The sequence below is a fragment of the Mesorhizobium sp. P3_A10 genome (genome assembly GCF_056403175.1).
In genome coordinates this window covers 81,962-101,060 of record NZ_JBFUFZ010000008.1, presented here as the reverse complement: position 1 = coordinate 101,060, position 19,099 = coordinate 81,962, and the positions used below count along the sequence as shown (strand labels likewise).

At 63.5% G+C, this 19,099-nt stretch carries 19 protein-coding genes; 15 read left to right on the top strand and 4 right to left on the bottom strand.

Annotated elements, in window-relative coordinates:
* Positions 1 to 30: 30 nt before the first annotated feature.
* The 3 genes from AC1DXU_RS26250 (at position 31) to AC1DXU_RS26240 (ending at position 3,697) form a co-directional block, all read left to right on the top strand.
* On the top strand, positions 31 to 1,584 hold the full coding sequence (locus AC1DXU_RS26250; RefSeq protein ID WP_477373665.1) for a sugar ABC transporter ATP-binding protein: 1,554 nt from the start codon (positions 31 to 33) through the stop codon (positions 1,582 to 1,584).
* Entirely contained in the window at positions 1,581 to 2,549 is a 969-nt protein-coding gene (locus AC1DXU_RS26245; RefSeq protein WP_477318899.1) for an ABC transporter permease, read from the top strand. Before AC1DXU_RS26250 ends, AC1DXU_RS26245 begins: the two co-directional genes overlap by 4 nt.
* Before the next feature lie 131 nt (positions 2,550 to 2,680).
* Positions 2,681 to 3,697, top strand: coding sequence for a zinc-binding alcohol dehydrogenase family protein (locus AC1DXU_RS26240; protein ID WP_477373663.1), 1,017 nt, complete (start codon positions 2,681 to 2,683; stop codon positions 3,695 to 3,697).
* Positions 3,698 to 3,974: 277 nt separating this feature from the next.
* Here the strand turns inward: AC1DXU_RS26240 and phnF are convergent, their stop codons facing one another.
* Positions 3,975 to 4,724 carry a phosphonate metabolism transcriptional regulator PhnF gene (phnF, locus tag AC1DXU_RS26235; protein WP_477373661.1) on the bottom strand — a complete coding sequence of 250 codons (750 nt, stop codon included), beginning with the start codon at positions 4,722 to 4,724 and terminating at the stop codon, positions 3,975 to 3,977.
* A gap of 119 nt (positions 4,725 to 4,843) precedes the next feature.
* Between phnF and phnG the strand changes: the two genes are divergently transcribed.
* From phnG to phnE (AC1DXU_RS26175), 12 genes are all read left to right on the top strand, one after another.
* The gene (gene phnG / locus AC1DXU_RS26230; RefSeq protein ID WP_477373659.1) at positions 4,844 to 5,305 is read left to right on the top strand and encodes a phosphonate C-P lyase system protein PhnG; all 462 of its coding nucleotides are present in this window, start codon (positions 4,844 to 4,846) and stop codon (positions 5,303 to 5,305) included.
* Positions 5,305 to 5,916: a phosphonate C-P lyase system protein PhnH gene (phnH, locus tag AC1DXU_RS26225; RefSeq protein ID WP_477373657.1), complete on the top strand. Its 612-nt coding sequence runs from the start codon at positions 5,305 to 5,307 to the stop codon at positions 5,914 to 5,916. The genes phnG and phnH overlap by 1 nt, the downstream gene beginning before the upstream one ends.
* 1 nt (position 5,917) lies before the next feature.
* A complete protein-coding gene (locus tag AC1DXU_RS26220; RefSeq protein ID WP_477373655.1) occupies positions 5,918 to 7,030 on the top strand; it encodes a carbon-phosphorus lyase complex subunit in 1,113 nt (370 codons plus the stop codon).
* On the top strand, positions 7,027 to 7,920 hold the full coding sequence (locus tag AC1DXU_RS26215) for an alpha-D-ribose 1-methylphosphonate 5-phosphate C-P-lyase PhnJ (RefSeq protein WP_477373653.1): 894 nt from the start codon (positions 7,027 to 7,029) through the stop codon (positions 7,918 to 7,920). The genes AC1DXU_RS26220 and AC1DXU_RS26215 overlap by 4 nt, the downstream gene beginning before the upstream one ends.
* On the top strand, positions 7,917 to 8,693 hold the full coding sequence (phnK, locus tag AC1DXU_RS26210; protein WP_477373651.1) for a phosphonate C-P lyase system protein PhnK: 777 nt from the start codon (positions 7,917 to 7,919) through the stop codon (positions 8,691 to 8,693). The genes AC1DXU_RS26215 and phnK overlap by 4 nt, the downstream gene beginning before the upstream one ends.
* A gap of 69 nt (positions 8,694 to 8,762) precedes the next feature.
* On the top strand, positions 8,763 to 9,470 hold the full coding sequence (gene phnL, locus AC1DXU_RS26205) for a phosphonate C-P lyase system protein PhnL (protein ID WP_477373649.1): 708 nt from the start codon (positions 8,763 to 8,765) through the stop codon (positions 9,468 to 9,470).
* A complete protein-coding gene (locus tag AC1DXU_RS26200) occupies positions 9,467 to 10,081 on the top strand; it encodes a DapH/DapD/GlmU-related protein (RefSeq protein ID WP_477373647.1) in 615 nt (204 codons plus the stop codon). Before phnL ends, AC1DXU_RS26200 begins: the two co-directional genes overlap by 4 nt.
* A gap of 102 nt (positions 10,082 to 10,183) precedes the next feature.
* Complete coding sequence (locus AC1DXU_RS26195; protein WP_477373645.1) at positions 10,184 to 10,894, top strand: DUF1868 domain-containing protein; 711 nt, start codon at positions 10,184 to 10,186, stop codon at positions 10,892 to 10,894.
* A gap of 135 nt (positions 10,895 to 11,029) precedes the next feature.
* The gene (gene phnC / locus AC1DXU_RS26190) at positions 11,030 to 11,887 is read left to right on the top strand and encodes a phosphonate ABC transporter ATP-binding protein (RefSeq protein ID WP_477373643.1); all 858 of its coding nucleotides are present in this window, start codon (positions 11,030 to 11,032) and stop codon (positions 11,885 to 11,887) included.
* A 91-nt stretch (positions 11,888 to 11,978) separates the two neighbouring features.
* A complete protein-coding gene (phnD, locus tag AC1DXU_RS26185; protein ID WP_477373642.1) occupies positions 11,979 to 12,887 on the top strand; it encodes a phosphonate ABC transporter substrate-binding protein in 909 nt (302 codons plus the stop codon).
* A gap of 57 nt (positions 12,888 to 12,944) precedes the next feature.
* Positions 12,945 to 13,901, top strand: coding sequence for a phosphonate ABC transporter, permease protein PhnE (gene phnE, locus AC1DXU_RS26180; RefSeq protein ID WP_477373640.1), 957 nt, complete (start codon positions 12,945 to 12,947; stop codon positions 13,899 to 13,901).
* 2 nt (positions 13,902 to 13,903) lie between these two features.
* A complete protein-coding gene (gene phnE / locus AC1DXU_RS26175) occupies positions 13,904 to 15,271 on the top strand; it encodes a phosphonate ABC transporter, permease protein PhnE (protein WP_477373638.1) in 1,368 nt (455 codons plus the stop codon).
* Positions 15,272 to 15,539: 268 nt separating this feature from the next.
* Here phnE (AC1DXU_RS26175) and AC1DXU_RS26170 read toward each other — a convergent pair whose 3' ends face one another.
* From AC1DXU_RS26170 to AC1DXU_RS26160, 3 genes are all read right to left on the bottom strand, one after another.
* Positions 15,540 to 16,391, bottom strand: a complete 852-nt coding sequence (locus tag AC1DXU_RS26170; protein WP_477318867.1) for a sugar phosphate isomerase/epimerase family protein — start codon at positions 16,389 to 16,391, stop codon at positions 15,540 to 15,542.
* A gap of 172 nt (positions 16,392 to 16,563) precedes the next feature.
* Positions 16,564 to 17,754 (bottom strand): Gfo/Idh/MocA family protein, encoded by a 1,191-nt coding sequence (locus AC1DXU_RS26165; protein WP_477318865.1) that lies wholly within the window; start codon positions 17,752 to 17,754, stop codon positions 16,564 to 16,566.
* A gap of 61 nt (positions 17,755 to 17,815) precedes the next feature.
* The gene (locus tag AC1DXU_RS26160; protein WP_477373636.1) at positions 17,816 to 18,871 is read right to left on the bottom strand and encodes a sugar phosphate isomerase/epimerase family protein; all 1,056 of its coding nucleotides are present in this window, start codon (positions 18,869 to 18,871) and stop codon (positions 17,816 to 17,818) included.
* Between the last annotated feature and the right edge of the window lie 228 nt (positions 18,872 to 19,099).

Genomic DNA, 19,099 nt, shown 5'->3' with positions numbered 1-19,099 from the left:
CAATCGCAAGGCCGATCTGGGAGGATCGTCATGACGTCGAAAGCGCAGGAACTGCACCCGCACCCAACGCTGGAACCGGGCAGGACGATCCTCGAACTGCATGGGCTGGAAAAGCGTTATCCCGGCACCCATGCGCTGAAGCCGGTCCACCTCGCTTTCAAGGCTGGTGAAATCCACGCCATCGTTGGCGAGAACGGCGCCGGCAAATCGACCTTGATCAAGCTTTTGACCGGCGTCATGCCGCGCACCTCCGGCGATGTCATCTGGGAAGGCAAGCCGGCAGCGCTGGCGACCCCGCACGAAGCGATGGCCCTCGGCATCAATGCCGTGCACCAGGAAGTGGTGTTGTGCCGCCATCTCACCGTTGCCGCCAACATGTTCCTCGGCGAGGAGGACTCGCGCTACGGCATCCTGCAGCAGCGTGCCATGGTCCGGGAAGCCCAGAAGATCATCGACGGTCTCGGCTTCGACCTGCCGGCGCATGTCACCCTCGGCGACCTCACCATCGGCCAGCAGCAGCTGATCGCCGCTGCCCGCGCCACCGTGCGCGGCACCAAATTCCTGATCTTCGACGAGCCGACCGCCTATCTCACCCGCAAAGAGGCCGACCAGCTGTTCACGCTGATCCGCAGGCTGAAGGGCGAAGGCGTCACCATCATCTACATCAGCCATCGCATGGAAGAGGTGTTCGAGCTCGCCGACCGCGTCTCCGTGCTGCGTGACGGCACGCTGGTCGGCACCCGCAACATTGCCGAGACCAACGACGCCGAGCTGGTCAAGATGATGATCAATCGCTCGATCGAGCAGGTCTACCACAAGGAGCATTTTACGCCCGGCGCGATAATCGTCGAAGCGAAGAACCTGTCGGGCAAGGGTTTTGAAAACGTTTCCATGTCGGTCCGTGCCGGCGAGATCGTCGGCCTCTACGGCCTGATCGGCGCCGGACGCAGCGAATTCGTCACCACGCTCTACGGCCGCCACCGCAAGTCGGCAGGCCAAATCCTGTGGGAAGGCAAGCCGGTCCAGGTCAATTCCGAGCACGACGCGATCAAGCTTGGCATGGCGCTGGCGCCGGAAAGCCGCCGCGACCAGGGCCTTTGCCTCAATTTGCCGGTCGGCCTCAACCTCAATCTGCCGATCTACAAGCGCATCTCCAAGAACATGCTGATCTCGGGCGCGAAGGAGAAGGCCGAGGCCGATCGCCAGATCGCCCATCTCAGGATCAAGACGCCGACGCGCGGCGCGCTCGCCTCCAGCCTGTCCGGCGGCAACCAGCAGAAGATCGTCATCGGCAAATGGCTGGCGCACGGCGCCAAGCTGTTCATCTTCGACGAGCCGACGGTCGGCGTAGATGTCGGCACCAAGGCCGAGATCTACCGCCTGTTCGGCGCGCTGTTGTCGAAGGGCGCCGGCATCATCCTGATCTCGTCCTATTTACCGGAGGTCTATGAACTCTCCGACACGCTGCACGTCTTCCGGCGTGGCAAGCTGGTCGCCACGCACGGGTTCCGCACCGCCGACCACGAAGAAATTCTCACGCAGGCGCTCGCCGAGAAACAAGAAAAGCTGGGAGGACAGACATGAGCACCGAAGCAGCAGCAGTCGAAAAACCGAAACGCAATTACAATGCCCTGTTCGGGCTGACGCTGCTGGCGCTGCTGGTCCTGTTGTGGGTCATCCTGTCGGTGTCGACGCAGAGCTTTGCCTCGGGCAACAACATCTCGAACCTTTTGCGCCAGGGCTCGATGATCGCCATCCTTGCGGTGGGTCAGACCTTCGTCATCATCACCGGCGGCATCGACCTGTCCGTTGGTGCCGTGGTCGGCTTTGCCACCGTCATCGCCGCCATGCTGATCAATGCCGGCGTGCCGGTTATCCTCGCCATCCTCATCACCTTGCTGGTCGGCGTCGCCATTGGGCTGTTCCACGGCTTCGGCATCGTCAAGATGGGACTGCCGCCCTTCATCATCACGCTGGCGACGCTCACCTCATTGCGCGGCATCGGCCTCTTGATGACCAACGGCAACTCGATCTCGATCAACAACGACGCTTTCCAGGAGTTCTCGCGCAACTCTTTCCTCGGTGTTCCCAATCTGTTCTGGATGGTGATCATGGTCGGCATCCCGGCCTATATCTTCCTGCACCACAGCCGCTGGGGCCGCTATCTCTTTTCGGTCGGTTCCAACGCCGAGGCCTCGCGCCTTTCCGGCGTCAATGTCCAGCGCACGATCTACATGGCCTACACGCTGTCGGGCCTGTGCGCGGCCTTTGTCGGCGTGCTGCTGGCCTCGCGCATCGGTATCGGCAACCCGACCCAGGCCGAGGGCTGGGAGTTGCAGGCGATCGCCTCCTCGGTCATCGGCGGCACCTCGCTGTTCGGCGCCGTCGGCTCGGTGCACGGCCCGCTGCTCGGGGCCTTCATCCTTGCCACCATCAACAACGGCGCCAATCTTTTGAACGTCAACGCCTTCTGGCAGCGCATCATCACCGGCGTGCTGATCATCGTCATCGTCTACTTCGACGGCCTGCGCCGCCGCGGCGGCAAGTAGTCACCACCGAAATTGATCGCCGGCCCGGCCTCGCCGAGGGCCGGCGATTTCATCAGAGCAATTCCAGGAAAAGTGTGAAGCGGTTTCCGTCCGGAAGTGCGTCAAAACAAAGAAACCGACTGGATTGAAGCATGAAAGCCGTCATTTGCCGCTCGCCCGGCGACCTCGTTCTGGAAGATCGCCCGGCACCTGACGCACCACCTTCGGGCTGGGCGCTGGTCGCGGTGAGCCATGTCGGTATCTGCGGCACCGATTTTCACATTTTCGAAGGCAAGCACCCGTTCCTCGCCTATCCGCGCATCATGGGCCATGAAGTCTCCGGCACCGTGATCGCGACCGGCGAAGGCGTCGAGCTCGCCATCGGCGAACCGGTGATCATCAACCCCTATCTGGCCTGCGGCAAATGCATCGCCTGCCGGCAAGCCAAGCCGAATTGCTGCGTCAGGATCGAGGTGCTCGGCGTGCATCGCGACGGCGCCATGGCCGAACAGATCTTGGTGCCGGCGCAAAACCTTTATCCGGCAAACGGCCTGTCGCTGGCCGATGCCGCCGCCGTCGAATTCCTGGCCATCGGCGCCCATGCGGTGCGGCGCGCGCAGGCTGTATCAGGCGCCCGCGCGCTGGTCATCGGCGCCGGGCCGATCGGTCTCGGCACGGCGCTGTTTGCCCGCATTGACGGTCTTGACGTCACGCTGCTCGACATGAGCAGCGAAAGGCTCAGCTTTGCCGCAAGCGAACTCGGCTTTTCGACGCTCGATGCTTCACAGGATTCTGCGGCCGATCTGGTGCGAGAGGCGACCGGCGGCGAAGGGTTCGACGCGGTTTTCGACGCCACCGGCAATACCGCCTCGGTGCAGTCGGCCTTCGCCCATGTCGCGCATGGCGGGACGCTGGTGCTGGTCAGCGTGGTCAAGGACGACATCACCTTTTCCGACCCTGAATTCCACAAGCGCGAGATGACCTTGATCGGCAGCCGCAATGCCCTGCGTGCCGACTTCGACCATGTCGCCGCCTCGATCCGCAACGGTGCGGTGCCGCTGGCCAAGCTCGTCACCCACCGCACCACGCTCAGCGATACGCCGCGCGACCTCGCAAGATGGGCGCACGAGAAATCCGGGCTGATCAAGGCGGTGATCGAGGTCGGATAAAACGTCCGCTCCGACACGAAATTCGGCGGATCGTTGAGACTTCGGCAGGTCGCATGCCTCGGCAATTTGCCGAAACGCCCATCGCTTCGTCATCCACGGGCGGAGCAAGGAGCGTAGCGACGCGGCGCAGACCCGAGGATCCATGCCGTGATTTCGAGCCGCTGCTTCGGTGCAGAATTCTGGTCCGCTGCGATCCTCGCCCGAGATCGCGGCATGGATCCTTGGGTCTCCGCGACGGAGCTCCGCTCCTGCTTCGCCCAAGGATGACGAAAGTTAGCTACAGCGCCGACAGCTTCAGCTCCACCCGCTCGGCCGGAAAGCGAGACTCGGAAAACTGGATCGGCTTTCCGTCGGGCGTGACGTTGATGGCCACCGTGACCAGCACGATGGCGCCCGGCTGCAGGTCGAGATCGGCAAGATCGGCTGCATCGGCGTGGCGCGCCGACAGAACGGTCGATTGCCGGAGATAGTCGTCTATGCCGAAGCGGGCCAGCGACGCGGTGATCGAACCGGTCTGCGCCATCGCGGCATCGATGCCGGCGAAACGTCTGGCATCGAACCAGCCGGCGGCGCGCGACACAGGCCGTCCGTCAGCTTCGCCGCGTGTCTCCAGCCGGATCACCTCGGCGCCCTTGGCCAGCCCAAGCCCCTCGGCGACACGCTGGCTCGCCGGCTCGACCGATGAGGCGAGCAGCACGATATGCCGCTCCGATGCCTGTCCTTGCAGGCCTTCCGAAAAGCGTGTGCGCGCGCCGATCGGATAGGACAGCCGTTTGCGCGACAGCACGAAGGTGCCGCGCCCCTGCTCAGCCCTGAGCACGCCGTCCTGCACCAGGGCGGCGATGGCGCTGCGCACCGTGTGCCGGTTGACGCCATAGCGTTCGGCCAGCACCACCTCCGGCGGCAGCGCGGCATTCTCGGCAAAATCACCCAGGGCGATTGAATGCAGGATCTGGTCGGCGATCTGCCGCCACAATGAGACGCCGCTGCGCCGCTCGATACTATCAGCCAATTGCTGCCCGGCCATTTTCGCCCCGATCCTTTGCCCCTGTCATCCACCCGTCATGGACACACGCTAGATAATAGATATAATTTGTATAGATGTCTATATCACTAGACAAATTTACGTGAACAGGAGCAGCGACCATGCGAGGACAGGAAGCGCGCGATCAGGCTGAGCGCAAGGCCGTCATGGCGACGCTGGCGCAAGCAAGCGGCGATGACATCGTCCGCCTCTGGAACGCGGCCGGCCTGCCCTCGGAAGCCGAACTTCTGCGCGGTCCCGAAACCGGCCTGGTCACGGTGCGCGGCCGCATCGGCGGCGGCGGCGCCCCCTTCAATGTCGGTGAAGCCACGGTCACCCGCGCCACGGTGCGGCTCGCCTCCGGACAGGTCGGCCATTGCTACGCGCTCGGCCGCGACAAGCAGAAGGCCCGGCTGGCGGCAATCGCCGATGCGCTCTGGCAGGATTCTGCCCACCGCGACGATGTTCAGACCAAGCTCATCGCCCCCTTGCAGGCGGCATTGGTCAAGGCGCGTGAACAGCGTCGCGCCGAGACGGCGGCAACGAAGGTGGATTTCTTCACCATGGTGCGCGGAGAAGACTGATGGACATCGCGACCCAATCGATCGACGGCGGCTTCGCCGATCCGGTGTTCAACGCCCAGACCGTGTTCCGCGCCGTGATGGACGCGATGGCGCGGCCGGGCACCGTGCAACCCCTGTCGGCTTTTGCCCGCCCGCCGGCGCCGCTGACGGGAACCGCCGGCGCCATCGCATTGGCACTGTGCGACAACGACACGCCGCTCTGGCTCGACCCCACCTTGCAGGCCGCCGCGGCGGTCAAATCCTGGCTCGGCTTCCACTCAGGCGCGCCCTTGGCCAACACACCGGCCGACGCGCATTTCGCGCTGATTTCGGCACCTGCCGAGATGATGTCGCTGGACGGCTTTTCGCAAGGCACGCAGGACTATCCCGACCGCTCCACCACGCTGATCCTGCAGGTGAGCGATCTCGTCTCGGGCACCCCGCTTCTGCTCGCCGGCCCCGGCATCGAGGCGACGGCGACCATCGCGCCGGCGCAGATGCCACGCCATTTCGTCGAACAGTGGAAGCAGAACAACCAGCGCTTTCCGCGCGGCGTCGACCTCATCCTGGCCGCACCGGGCGGCATCGCCTGCCTGCCGCGCACGACGCGCATCAAGACGATGGAGGCCTAGCATGTATGTCGCGGTAAAAGGCGGCGAGGCAGCCATAGCCAATGCCCACAGATTGCTTGCCGATCGCCGGCGCGGCGATCGTTCGGTGCCGGCACTTCGCCTCGACCAGATCGTCGAGCAACTGGCGCTCGGCGTCGACCGGGTGATGAGCGAAGGCTCGCTCTACGACCGGGAATTGGCGGCACTAGCCATCGTCCAGGCGCGCGGCGACATGATCGAGGCGATCTTCCTGGTGCGCGCCTATCGCACCACGCTGCCGCGCTTCGGCTACACCAGGGCCATCGACACCGCCACCATGCTGGTCGAGCGGCGCGTGTCGGCGACCTACAAGGATTTGCCCGGCGGCCAGCTTCTCGGCCCGACCTTCGATTACACCCACCGGCTGCTCGATCCCGAGCTTGCCGCCGGCGCCGATGTCGCTGAACCCTTGCAGCGTGCAAGCGAGGCGGAAGCCATGCCGCGCGTGTCGGCGATCCTCGCCCGCGAAGGCCTGATCGAGCCGGATGGCGACATGCCGCAAGACCATGTTCCCGGCGACATCACCCGCGAGCCGCTGGAATTCCCGATGGCGCGTGACATCCGCCTGCAGGCGCTATCGCGTGGCGACGAGGGCTTTCTGCTGGCGCTCGGCTATTCCACCCAGCGTGGCTACGCCCGCAACCACCCCTTCGTCGGCGAGGTTCGCATAGGCGAGGTCGAGCTGGAGCTCGATGTGCCGGAACTGCCCTTCGCCGTGCCGCTCGGCTGCGTCCGCGTCACCGAGTGCCAGATGGTCAACCAGTTCAAGGGCTCGGCCAAGGCGCCGCCCCAATTCACCCGCGGCTACGGCCTGGTCTTCGGTCAAAGCGAGCGCAAGGCGATGGCCATGGCGCTTTGCGACCGCGCGCTTCGCGCGACCGAACTCGGCGAGGATGTCGTCGCTGCGGCCCAGGACGAAGAGTTCGTCATCTCGCATTCCGACAATGTCCAGGCGACCGGCTTCGTCGAGCACCTGAAGCTGCCGCACTATGTCGACTTCCAGGCCGAACTCGACCTCGTACGCCGCATGCGCGCCGAGCACGACGCCCGCGAAAACGCCGGCAAGATGGAAGACAAGCGGGAGGCCGCGGAATGACCGCCCAACAAGCCGAAATCGCCACCTACAACTTCGCCTATCTCGACGAACAGACCAAGCGGATGATCCGTCGCGCGATCCTCAAGGGCATCGCCATCCCCGGCTATCAGGTGCCGTTCGCCTCGCGCGAAATGCCGATGCCTTATGGCTGGGGCACTGGCGGCGTGCAGGTCACCGCTTCGATCATCGGGCCGGACGACGTGCTGAAGGTCATCGACCAGGGCGCCGACGACACCACCAATGCGGTCTCCATCCGCGCCTTCTTCAAGAAGGTCGCCAATGTTGCTGTCACCACCGATACCGCCAGCGCCACCATCATCCAGACCCGCCACCGCATCCCCGAACATCCGCTCAGTGCCGGCCAGGTATTGGTCTACCAAGTGCCGATCCCCGAGCCGCTGCGCTTCCTCGAGCCGCGCGAGACCGAAACGCGCAAGATGCATGCGCTGGAGGAATACGGCCTCATGCATGTGAAGCTCTACGAGGACATCGCCAGGCACGGTCGCATCGCCACCACCTATGCCTATCCGGTGAAGGTCGAGGGCCGCTATGTGATTGACCCGTCGCCGACGCCGAAATTCGACAATCCGAAGATGCACCAGTCACCGGCGCTGCAATTGTTCGGCGCCGGCCGCGAAAAACGCATTTATGCGTTGCCGCCTTTCACTGACGTCGTCAGCCTCGACTTCGAGGACCACCCTTTCGAGGTGCAGACCTTCGACCAGCCTTGCGCGCTGTGCGCGGCCGAGAATGTCTATCTCGACGAGGTCATTCTCGACGACCATGGCGGCCACATGTTCGTCTGCTCCGACACCGACCACTGCGAGAAACGCCGCGAAGAGGGCCATCGCGGTCACCTCTCACCCGAGATGATGGAGCCGGCAGAGTGACCGACGAACCGCTGCTGCGCGTTTCAGCGCTATCCAAATTCTACGGCTCGCGCGTCGGCTGCGAGAACGTCACCTTCGACCTCTGGCCGGGCGAAGTGCTGGCAGTGGTCGGCGAGTCCGGCTCCGGCAAGACGACGCTGCTCAACTGCCTGTCGACGCGGCTGCTGCCCTCTTCCGGCACCGCCAGCTACCGCATGCGCGACGGCCAGTTCCGCGAGCTCTACCGGATGAGCGAAGCCGAGCGCCGCTTCCTGATGCGCACCGACTGGGGCTTTGTCCACCAGAACCCTGCGGATGGCCTGCGCATGACGGTGTCGGCTGGCGCCAATGTCGGTGAGCGGCTGATGGCGGTCGGCGACCGCCACTACGGCAGGATCCGCGCCACGGCTGTCGACTGGCTATCGCGCGTCGAGATCGACGAGGACCGCATCGACGACGAGCCGCGCGCCTTCTCCGGCGGCATGCGCCAGCGCCTGCAGATCGCCCGCAACCTCGTCACCGGGCCGCGGCTGGTGTTCATGGACGAGCCGACCGGCGGCCTCGACGTTTCGGTGCAGGCGCGCCTGCTCGATTTGTTGCGCGGCCTCGTCACCGATCTCGGCCTCGCCGCCATCGTCGTCACTCACGACCTCGCCGCGGCGCGGCTTTTGTCGCAGCGCATGATGGTGATGAAGGACGGGCGTGTCGTCGAAAGCGGCCTCACCGACCGCGTCCTCGACGACCCGCGTGCGCCTTACACCCAACTCCTCGTTTCCTCGATTTTGCAGGTCTAGCCGCATGATCACGAAAAGTGGAAGCCGGTTTTCGGACCAGATCATGCGGCAAAGCAAAGGACTGTAACCATGCCGACGCCTCTTGTGGTTGCCGATGTCGCAAAAAGCTTCACCATGCATCTGCGCGACGGTATCAAACTGCCTGTCGTTGCCGGCGTGTCGTTCTCGATCCGGGCCGGCGAATGCGCCGTGCTTGGCGGCCCCTCCGGCGCCGGCAAGAGCTCGATCCTGAAAATGCTCTACGGCAACTATGCAGTCGACGAAGGTCAGATCATCGTCCAGCACGATGCCGGCCTCATCGATCTCGCAATCGCCAGCCCGCGCACCGTGCTTGCCGTACGCCGGCAAACGATCGGCTATGTCAGCCAGTTTCTGCGCACCGTGCCGCGCGTCTCCGCACTCGATGTCGTCGCCGAACCGCTGGTCGAGCGCGGCGAGGAGCGCGAGGCGGCCAGAGGCAAGGCACGCGCTTTGCTGGCGCAGCTCAATTTGCCTGAAAAACTCTGGGCGCTGCCGCCGGCAACGTTTTCCGGCGGCGAGCAGCAGCGCGTCAACATCGCGCGCGGCTTCATCACCGAACATCCGATCCTGCTGCTCGACGAGCCGACCGCCTCCCTCGACGCCAGGAACCGCGACGTGGTGATCGCGCTGATTGCCCAGAAGAAAGCGGCGGGCGTCGCTCTGCTCGGCATCTTCCACGACCACGACGTGCGCGAAGCGGTGGCCGACCGCATCATCGACGTGACCAATTTCGCTGCCGGAAAAATCGCCGCATGAGCAGGAAACTGTCGGAAGCGCCGCTGGTCCACGAGACGGCGCAGGTCGAGAATTCGAAGCTTGGCCGCTGGACCGAGATCGCCGACCGCAGCCGTGTCTCGGAGAGCATCCTCGGCGACTATTCCTACATGATGCAGGACTGCGCCGTCTGGTGCACGACCATCGGCAAGTTTTCCAACATCGCGGCCAGCGTGCGCATCAACGCCACCAACCATCCGACCTGGCGGCCGACGCTGCACCATTTCACCTACCGTGCCTCGGATTATTGGGACGACGCAGAACACGAGAGCGAATTCTTCGCCCAGCGTCGGGCCAGGCGCGTCACCATCGGCCATGATACCTGGCTCGGCCATGGCTCGACCATCCTGCCCGGTGTCACCGTTGGCGATGGCGCGGCGGTCGGCGCCGGCGCTGTGGTATCGAAGGATGTGGCGCCCTACACCATCGTCGGCGGCGTGCCGGCCAAGCCGATCCGCGAGCGCTTCGACCGCCGCACCGCCGAGCGCTACCAGGCGCTCGCCTGGTGGGATTGGGATCACGCCCGGCTACGTGCCGCCCTCGACGATTTTCGCACGCTTGAGGCTGAGGCCTTTCTGGAGAAGTACGGCTGACATTGCCGCCTTCACATATGTGTCATCGCCACCGACGGGCACGCCCGTTTCATACCCTTGACACATGACTCGGACAGGAGGCGATCTTCCCAGGAGATCGCAATGCTCGACACCGTCAAACCCTCGCTCGCCGGATTCCTCGAAGGCACCAACCCCAACCCTCCAGTGCATCTCGGCACGCGCTACGACAGTGCAGGCAACTTCCTGTTCGAGCCCGGCAACACCGTGGTCAGCCATCTCGAAAACGGCTCGCCTTCCGAAGCGGTGGTTGTCGAGGTGCGGGAACGGATGCGAGCGATGCCGGACGCCGACCGGCTGGCCTTCACGCCCGTCTCCAGCCTGCATATGACGCTGTTCCAGGGCATCATCGAACATCGCCGCCGGCTTCCCTATTGGCCTGGCGACGTGCCCCTCGACACCAGCATCGACGACATGACCCGCCTTTACCTGAACCGGCTAAATGGCTTCGAAGGCCGTGGCGCGTTCAAGGTCAAGGTCGTCGATGTCGTGCCGACCGGCCTGACCGTTGCCGGCGCCACGGACGAAGACAGGGCCGTCATGCGTGCCTGGCGCGATGCGCTGTCGGCGCCGTTCGGCTACCGGCACCCCGACCACGACACCTATGTGTTTCACATCACCTTCGCCTACCAGATCCGGCGCCTTGCCGACGAAAGGGCGGCTGCATGGCAAGACTTGTTCGATGATTGCCTTTCGCTCTTTACCCGGCACGCGCCGGTGATCGAGTTGCGACCGCCGGCATTCTGCAGCTTCAGCGACATGAAGCATTTCGAGGAGTTGTTGATCCTGGGCTGATCGATCCGGATCGATCGCTGATGCCGCGCCTGTGGGCGGTAACAAAACTGACATCAATCCGACACCGCAGGTTCATGGCACTGCGCTAGCGAGGGTTAACAGACCTTCAAACTGCGACTGGACCGGAACCTGCTCATGTCAGCAAGCTCAGCCACGCTTGAAATCCGCGGTGTTACCCGCCGATTTGGCAAGAACACCGCCGTCAGCGTGGTCGACCTGTCGATCCCGCAGGGTCAGATGGTCGGCATTATCGGTCGCTCGGGCGCCGGCAAATCGACCCTTCTTCGTATGATCAATCGTCTCATCGACCCCAGCCAGGGGTCGATTTTTTTTGACGGCGCCGAAGTTTCCAGCCTGCGCGGTTCGCCGTTGCGGCGCTGGCAGCGCGATTGCGCCATGATTTTCCAGCAGTTCAACCTAGTGCCGCGCCTCGACGTGCTGACCAATGTTCTGCTCGGCAAGCTCAATCACCGTTCGACCCTGACCAACCTGTTCGGTGTCTTCTCGCGCAGCGAATGCGCCGAGGCGGTCGCCGCCCTCGAGCGGCTCGACATCGCCCGCACCGCGCTGCAGCCGGCCGGCACGCTTTCCGGTGGCCAGCAGCAGCGCGTCGCCATCGCCCGCGCCATGATGCAGCAGCCGAAGGTGATCCTCGCCGACGAACCGATCGCCTCGCTCGATCCGCTCAACGCCAAGGTGGTGATGGATTCGCTGCAGGACATCAATCTGCGTGAAGGCATCACCGTCGTCACCAATCTGCACACGCTGGACACCGCGCGCAGCTATTGCAACCGCATCATCGGCATGGCCGCTGGCAAGGTCGTGTTCGACGGCCCGCCCGAAGACCTCAACCGCGAAGCCGTGCGTCTGGTCTACGGCGCTGACGCCAACGGCGCCGAGATCTCCGAGGCCATCACCTCCACCAGCATCGCCTACAAGCAAAAGATCGCCGCATCCGCCAGCCCGCTCGAGCCCGCATTCCCGGGATACTGAGATCGGCCAGGATCGCCAGCCAGCGTCAAAGGCACCTGTCAAAATTCGAACGCACCCGGCGCGACGCCGGGACCAACAGGAGAGACATCAAATGTTCAGGAAGATGGTTTTTGGCGCCGTTTCATTGTTCGCCATCGCGGCGAGCGCCGCTCACGCCGCCGATATCAAGGAATTCCGCGTCGGCATCCTTGGCGGCGAGAACGAAACCGACCGGCTGCGCAACTACCAGTGCCTCGCCGATCATCTGAAGACCGAATTCGGCTTCGAAAAAGTGTCGCTGTTCCCGGCTGCCGACTATGATGGCGTCATCCAGGGCCTGCTTGGCGGCACGCTCGATTTCGCCGAGCTTGGTGCTTCCGGCTACGCCAGTATCGCTCTCAAGGACCCGAAGGCGGTCACCCCGATCCTCACCACCCAGCAGACCGACGGCGCCACCGGCTATTATTCGATCGGCCTGGCGCTCAAGACATCCGGCATCACCGACATCAAGTCGGCCAAGGGCAAGAAGCTCGGCTACGCCGATCCGGACTCGACCTCGGGCTACCTGATCCCGCTCACCCAGATCCCCAAGACCACCGGCGCTTCCAACGAAGCCTTTTTCGCCTCCACGCAGTTCAATGGCGGCCATGAGAACAACATCCTCGCCGTCCGCGACGGCAAGGTCGACGTTGCGGTTGACGATTCCTCGGGCATCGGCGACTTCAAGAACGGCTACACCTCCGGCACCTTCCACAAGGAAGTCGCCAAGGGCGCCGTCGACCCCAACGACTTCGTCGAAGTCTGGCGCTCCGGCCTGATCCCGAACGGCCCGCTGGTCGTTCGCACCGAGCTCGGTGCCGACATGACCGCCAAGCTCGCCAACTTCTTCACGCAGCTGCCCAAGAAGGACAAGGCCTGCTTCGAAGGCGTCGAAGGCGGCGATTTCACCGGCTACGTGCCGGTGAAGCCGGACTTCTACAACGTGATCGTCGAAGCCCGTAAAGCCGCGATCGGCGGCTGACGGCATCAGGAAAAAGGGCGGCGTCCTCCAGCGCCGCCCTTTTTGCATGTTCCGGTCATGACCATTTCATCGACAATCCATTCAGACGCGACCCGCCGCATGGCTGACGCCTGGCGGCGCCAGACGTCCTTGCGCCGGCTATACACCGCCATCGGCATCGGCCTGCTGCTCGTCGCCATGCTCGGCACCATGTGGTTCGCCGACGAAGCCAATGCCGGCCACTTCTGGGACCGGCTGCCGCACATACTGGACTTCCTCAGCTGGCTCATCCCCAAGGACTGGAACGATGTCTGGCGGGCGCTGTTCGACGTCGCCTCTCCGCATGACACCGGCACCCAGGAATTCAATTTCCCGCTTGGCCGCGTCTATGTCTGGGGCGGTTTTTACATCCCCGAATATTTCGAGCTGATGCTGACCACGGTCAACACCGCATTGGTCGCCACCTTCATCGGCTTCATCTTTGCCGTGCCGTTCTCCTTCATCGCGGCGCGCAATCTGACGCCGAGCCCAGCGCTCAGGCTCGTCGTCAAGCGCTTCATGGAACTGCTGCGCGCCTTTCCGGAGATTGTCATTGCGGGCCTGTTCGCGGCAATCGTCTCGGTCGGCCCGGTCGCCGCCATCATCGCCATCGGCTTGCATTCGATCGGCGCGCTCGGCAAGCTGTTCTACGAGATCAACGAGAACATCGACATGCGCGCCGAAGAGGGCCTGAGGGCGGTCGGCGCCAACTGGTTCGAGCGCGTGCGTTTCGCCGCGCTGCCGCAAGTGCTGCCCAATTTCATGTCGTATACGCTGCTCCGGATCGAGATCAACGTCCGCATCTCGACCATCATCGGCGCCGTCGGCGGCGGCGGCATCGGCGAGGAGCTGAAGCTTTCCATCTCGCGTGGCTTCGGCGCCAAGACGCTGGCGCTGGTGCTGCTGCTGTTCACCACCATCTTCATCGTCGACCAGTTCTCCGCCTGGCTGCGCCGCAAGCTGGTCGGCGAGCAGGCTTTCATGATGGGGGCCTGACCATGGCCACGATGACCGCCGACGAGATGCTGTCGATCGAGCAGCGCTTCCCGCAGGTGTTCCAGCGGCCTCTGTACAGGCGCTTCGGCCCGCTGTTCCTGTTCGCCGGTATCCTGCTCTATCTCGTCTATGCCTTGTGGTTCTTCAGCCTGCCGCAAGTGCTGAAGGAATCTCATTGGGAGCGCTTGCCGCTCTTCTTGACGCAGTGGATCAGCTACGATTTGCAGCCGGAATTCCGCCTCGACCAGCCTGAGATCACGCCCAAATACCCGCGTTTCTCCGCACTTGGCGAGAATCCCAACCCGGACTGGGTGATCACCAACGCGGACGGTTCCTTCACCATCCTGATCGACGGCACGACGAAATCCGTTACCTTCGACAAGACCAAGGCCACGATTGTTGCCAATGGCCTGACAGTGCCGGTGGCGCTGACCAGCGGCAAGCCGGTGATTTCGGGCCCGGTGCCCGACTGGATCACCGTGCATGACGACGAGGTCGTCGCCAAAATGGGCTTTGCCGGCGAGGTGCGCGTGACCGTCGATCGCGTAAAAGTCCGAAAACGCTTCCTCGGCTGGGCCAATTTCGTCTTCGACACCCGCTCGCCCTTCTTCGGCAAACCGGCTGGTGAAGTGATTTCACTGATCTGGTCCGGACCCGAACTCAAGCCCGGCACCTCGAACCTGGCACTGGCCGGCGACAACATCTGGAACAACGCCCAGTGGCAGCATGGCGACGTCTGGACGAAGCTGTTCCAGACCATCGTCATGGCTTTCCTCGGCACGCTTTTGGGCGGCATCGTCGCCTTCCCGCTCGCCTTCTTCGCCGCCCGCAACATCACGCCCAGCGGACTTCTGAGCCAGGTCCTGAAACGCTTCTTCGATTTCATGCGCTCGGTCGACATGCTCATCTGGGCGCTGTTCTTCACCCGCGCCTTCGGCCCAGGCCCGCTGGCCGGAAGTGCCGCGATCTTCTTCACCGAGATCGGCACGCTCGGCAAGACCTATTCGGAGGCGCTCGAGAACATCGACGACAAGCCGCGCGAAGGCATCCAGTCGACCGGCGCCAACGGCTTGCTGGTGCAACGCTACGGCGTGCTGCCGGAAGTGATCCCCGTCTTCATCAGCCAGACGCTCTACCAGTGGGAATCCAACACCCGGGGCGCCACCATCATCGGCGCTGTCGGCGCCGGCGGCATCGGCCTGAAACTGTGGGAAGCCATGCGCACCAACTCCAACTGGGCCAACGTCTTCTACATGGTGCTGTTGATCCTGCTCGTCGTCTTCGTCTTTGACAACATTTCCAACTTCCTGCGGCGAAGGTTGAGCCGGACGATCCACGACTACAACAGGATCCAGGCCGAGCAGGGGTAGCCAAGCCGAAGCCACCAGTGCCGGCGATCAAGTGACGGCGGCCACCGCGCCTTCGTCATCCACGGGCGAAGCAAGGAGCGAAGCGACGCGGCGCAGACCCGAGGATCCATGCCGGGACGTCTGTGCTAGATGCTTCGGTGCAAAAAGAGGCCCCATTTGCATCCCTTGGCTGCACCGCCGCGGCGCTCGAATGTCGCGGCATGGATCCTCGGGTCTCCGCGTCCGCTACGCTCCCGCTCCGCCCGTGGATGACGAAGGGAGGGTGGCCCTAAGCCGCCTTCTTCCACCCGTTCCGGATATGCTTATACCCGTCGCGATAAACCGCCTCCGGACTCTCCGAGAAATCCCTCCACACCTTGGTCGCCGCCGCCAGATCCTTCAACGAACGCCCGAACGCCTCGATCGTCAGCCAGTCGTCATAGCCACTCTTGCGGATGGCCGAAAATGTCTCTTTCCACGGGATATTGCCCCGCCCCGGCACGCCGCGATCATTCTCCGAGATATGGATATGCACCACATTCCGGCGGTGCTTCGTATAGGCGCCGATCGGGTCGGCTTCCTCGATATTGGCGTGGAACGTGTCGTACATCGCCTTGATGTGCGGCCGGTCGATGGCGTCGATATGCTCCGACAGGTCAGCCATCGTGTTGAGGAGGTAGCATTCGAAGCGGTTGAGCGCCTCCAGCCCGATGGTGACGTTCTTCTTTCCGGCATGGTCGCCGATGGCGCGTTGCGAAGCGACCGAGCGCTTTTTCTCGGCCGCCGTCGGCCCGCTGCCGGAAAAGGCGCCGAGCGTCGAATGCAGCGGACCACTCAATTTGTTGGCGCCGAGCGCCCGGGCACAGTCGATCGCCCATTTCATATAGTCGATGCCGGCCTTGCGGGTCGAAGCGTCAGCCGAGATCAGGTTCATCGCCGGATCGCCCATGGCTGAAACGGCCGTACGCTCCAGCCCGATGCGGTCGAGCAGCTCGCCGAGCTTGCTGTAGTCGTCCGGCGTGCCGGCGAAAATCGGTATCTCGACGCCGTCAAACCCGGTCGCCTTGATGTCACGCAGCAACGGCTCGTGTTTCTTCGACACGGACGTCGTCCACAAAAACATGCACATGCCGATTTTCATCGACGCCCCCTCCCACTAGAATTTCGCGACAAGGGGTATCGAGATTCAGGTCAGGCCGAGCCGAGGATGGCGGGGGCCGAGAACCGGAGCGGAGCGTACTTAAAGTACGTGAGCACCGGAAGCGCAGGAACCTGCCATTCGCAGGCCGGCATCACCTGAATATCGACACCCCTTACAGCTTCGTCCACGCCCCATTCTTCTTCGACGACTTTACGCAGGCTTCGATGAAGGCCATGCCTTCGACGCCGTCCTGGATGGTCGGGAAGACGACATCCTTGCCCGGCTTGCCACCCTTCTTGCGCGCCGCGCGGATCGCGCGCGCGGCCTCCTGGTAGATGTTGGCGAAACCTTCGAGATAGCCTTCAGGATGGCCGGACGGAACGCGGCTGACGCGGCCGGCGACCGGCAGCGCGCCGGCGCCATTGCGGGTGAGCAATTGCTTCGGCTGGCCGAAGGGCGTGTACCAGAGATAGTTCGGGTCGGCCTGCACCCATTCCAGCCCGCCCTTGGAGCCGTAGATGCGCAGCTTCAACCCGTTTTCATGGCCGGGTGCCACCTGGCTGGCCCAGATCATGCCCTTGGCCGGGTGCATCTTGCCGACCGGTTTGAAGCGCAGCATGACGTTGACATTGTCGTCGAGCTGCCGCCCCGGCACGAAGGCGTCGAGATCGGCCGACAGGGAATCGAGTTCCAGACCGGAGACGAAGCGCGCGAGATTGTAGGCGTGCGTGCCGATGTCGCCCAGCGCGCCGCCGGCGCCCGCCTGCTTGGGGTCGGAGCGCCAGGCCGCCTGCTTCTGGCCGGTGGCGGCAAGATCCTCGGTCAGCCAGTCCTGCGGATATTCCGACTGCACGATGCGGATGTCGCCGAGCACGCCCTTGGCCACCATCTCGCGCGCCTGGCGGATCATCGGATAGGCGGTGTAATTGTGCGTCAGCACGAACACCTTGCCGGTCTTTTCGACCACTGCCGCCAGCTTCTTCGCTTCGGCAAGCGTCGTTGCCAGCGGCTTGTCGCAGATGACGTGAATGCCGGCTTCGAGGAAAGCCTTGGCCGCCGGCACGTGCACATTGTTTGGCGTGACGATGGCCACCGCTTCGATGCCGTCGGGACGCTTGGCCTCGGCCTTGGCCATTTCGGCGTAGGAGCCATAGCTGCGGGCGGGATCGAGCCCGAGTTCGGCAGCCGAGGCCTTGGCGCGCTCGGGATTCGCCGACAGAGCGCCAGCGACCAGCACGAAGTCATTATCCAGGCGCGCCGCGATCCGGTGCACCGCGCCGATGAAGGCGCCCTGGCCGCCGCCGACCATGCCGTAGCGGATCGGGCCGCCGCCTCCCGTTTCCGATTTCGATGCGCCGACCATGCTTGTCTCCCTCGTCTTGTGCGTTCTGCTTTTTGGCGTATGCCGCTGCCGGCGAAGCCGGTTAGATTCCCATCATCGCGCGCAGCAGCTTCTTGTCGGTCGTGCCGCCGGCGAAATCGTCAAAAGCTTTTTCCGTCACCCGGATGATGTGGTGCTCGATGAAAGGCGCACCCTCGGCGGCACCATCTTCCGGATGCTTCAGGCAGCATTCCCATTCCAGCACCGCCCAGGAATCGTAGCCATACTGGGTGAGCTTGGAGAAGATGCCGCTGAAATCCACCTGCCCGTCGCCGAGCGAGCGGAAACGCCCGGCCCGGTTGGTCCAGCTCTGGTAGCCGGAATAGACGCCTTGCCGTCCCGTCGGATTGAACTCGGCGTCCTTGACGTGGAATGCCTTGATCCGCTCGTGATAGATGTCGATGAATTCGAGATAGTCGAGCTGCTGCAGCAGGAAGTGCGACGGGTCGTAGTTGATGTTGCAGCGTTTGTGGCCGCCGACCGCGTCGAGGAACATCTCGAAGGTTATGCCGTCGAACACATCCTCGCCGGGATGGATTTCGTAACCAATGTCGACGCCATTGTCCTCATACACATCGAGGATCGGCTTCCAACGCTTGCCGAGTTCGGCAAAAGCCTCCTCGATCAATCCGGCCGGGCGCTGCGGCCATGGGTAAAGGTAAGGGAAGGCTAACGCTCCGCAAAACGATACCGAGGCCTTGAGGCCGAGATTCTTCGACGCCTTGGCGCCGAATTTCATCTGTTCGACCGCCCATTTCTGCCTGGCTTTCGGGTTGTTGTGCACCTCGGGCGGCGCAAAGCCGTCGAACTGCGCATCATAGGCCGGATGCACCGCCACCAACTGTCCCTGCAGATGCGTCGACAGTTCGGTGATCTCGACGCCGGCATCAGCGCAGATGCCTTTCACCTCGTCGCAATAGGCCTTGGAAGACGCCGCTTTCTTGAGGTCGAACAGCCGCGCATCCCAGCTCGGGATCTGCACGCCCTTGTAGCCGAGTCCGGCTGCCCATTTGGCGATCGAGGCCAGCGAATTGAACGGCGCGGCGTCGCCCGCGAACTGCGCCAGAAACAGCCCAGGGCCCTTCATTGTCGTCGGCATCGGCATCCTCTCCCTATTTTTTCACGACCAAGCATAGCGCCGATTGAAAGCGGGGCCAGCCTCTTTGGTCTTTTCGCACTACACACTTGCGCATTGCTATTCTGGTATTACCAAATGCCAAATTCTGGTCAAGCTGTTTGATGCAAGATCGCAGCCATTTGCAGAGCCAGTATCAGCTTACATATTTCAATATAATCAACATGGTAGGCCGCGGGCGAGAGGGCAGGA

Bases quoted from the DNA above. Each gene is read 5' to 3' on its own strand.
- AC1DXU_RS26170 (WP_477318867.1), bottom strand. From the start codon at position 16,391: ATGAAAATCGGCATGTGCATGTTTTTGTGGACGACGTCCGTGTCGAAG.
- phnG (WP_477373659.1), top strand. From the start codon at position 4,844: ATGCGAGGACAGGAAGCGCGCGATCAGGCTGAGCGCAAGGCCGTCATG.
- phnE (WP_477373638.1), top strand. From the start codon at position 13,904: ATGGCCACGATGACCGCCGACGAGATGCTGTCGATCGAGCAGCGCTTC.
- AC1DXU_RS26220 (WP_477373655.1), top strand. From the start codon at position 5,918: ATGTATGTCGCGGTAAAAGGCGGCGAGGCAGCCATAGCCAATGCCCAC.
- AC1DXU_RS26200 (WP_477373647.1), top strand. From the start codon at position 9,467: ATGAGCAGGAAACTGTCGGAAGCGCCGCTGGTCCACGAGACGGCGCAG.
- AC1DXU_RS26240 (WP_477373663.1), top strand. From the start codon at position 2,681: ATGAAAGCCGTCATTTGCCGCTCGCCCGGCGACCTCGTTCTGGAAGAT.
- phnF (WP_477373661.1), bottom strand. From the start codon at position 4,724: ATGGCCGGGCAGCAATTGGCTGATAGTATCGAGCGGCGCAGCGGCGTC.
- phnL (WP_477373649.1), top strand. From the start codon at position 8,763: ATGCCGACGCCTCTTGTGGTTGCCGATGTCGCAAAAAGCTTCACCATG.
- AC1DXU_RS26160 (WP_477373636.1), bottom strand. From the start codon at position 18,871: ATGCCGACGACAATGAAGGGCCCTGGGCTGTTTCTGGCGCAGTTCGCG.
- AC1DXU_RS26215 (WP_477373653.1), top strand. From the start codon at position 7,027: ATGACCGCCCAACAAGCCGAAATCGCCACCTACAACTTCGCCTATCTC.
- phnE (WP_477373640.1), top strand. From the start codon at position 12,945: ATGACCATTTCATCGACAATCCATTCAGACGCGACCCGCCGCATGGCT.
- AC1DXU_RS26250 (WP_477373665.1), top strand. From the start codon at position 31: ATGACGTCGAAAGCGCAGGAACTGCACCCGCACCCAACGCTGGAACCG.
- AC1DXU_RS26165 (WP_477318865.1), bottom strand. From the start codon at position 17,754: ATGGTCGGCGCATCGAAATCGGAAACGGGAGGCGGCGGCCCGATCCGC.
- AC1DXU_RS26245 (WP_477318899.1), top strand. From the start codon at position 1,581: ATGAGCACCGAAGCAGCAGCAGTCGAAAAACCGAAACGCAATTACAAT.
- phnD (WP_477373642.1), top strand. From the start codon at position 11,979: ATGTTCAGGAAGATGGTTTTTGGCGCCGTTTCATTGTTCGCCATCGCG.
- phnH (WP_477373657.1), top strand. From the start codon at position 5,305: ATGGACATCGCGACCCAATCGATCGACGGCGGCTTCGCCGATCCGGTG.
- phnC (WP_477373643.1), top strand. From the start codon at position 11,030: ATGTCAGCAAGCTCAGCCACGCTTGAAATCCGCGGTGTTACCCGCCGA.
- AC1DXU_RS26195 (WP_477373645.1), top strand. From the start codon at position 10,184: ATGCTCGACACCGTCAAACCCTCGCTCGCCGGATTCCTCGAAGGCACC.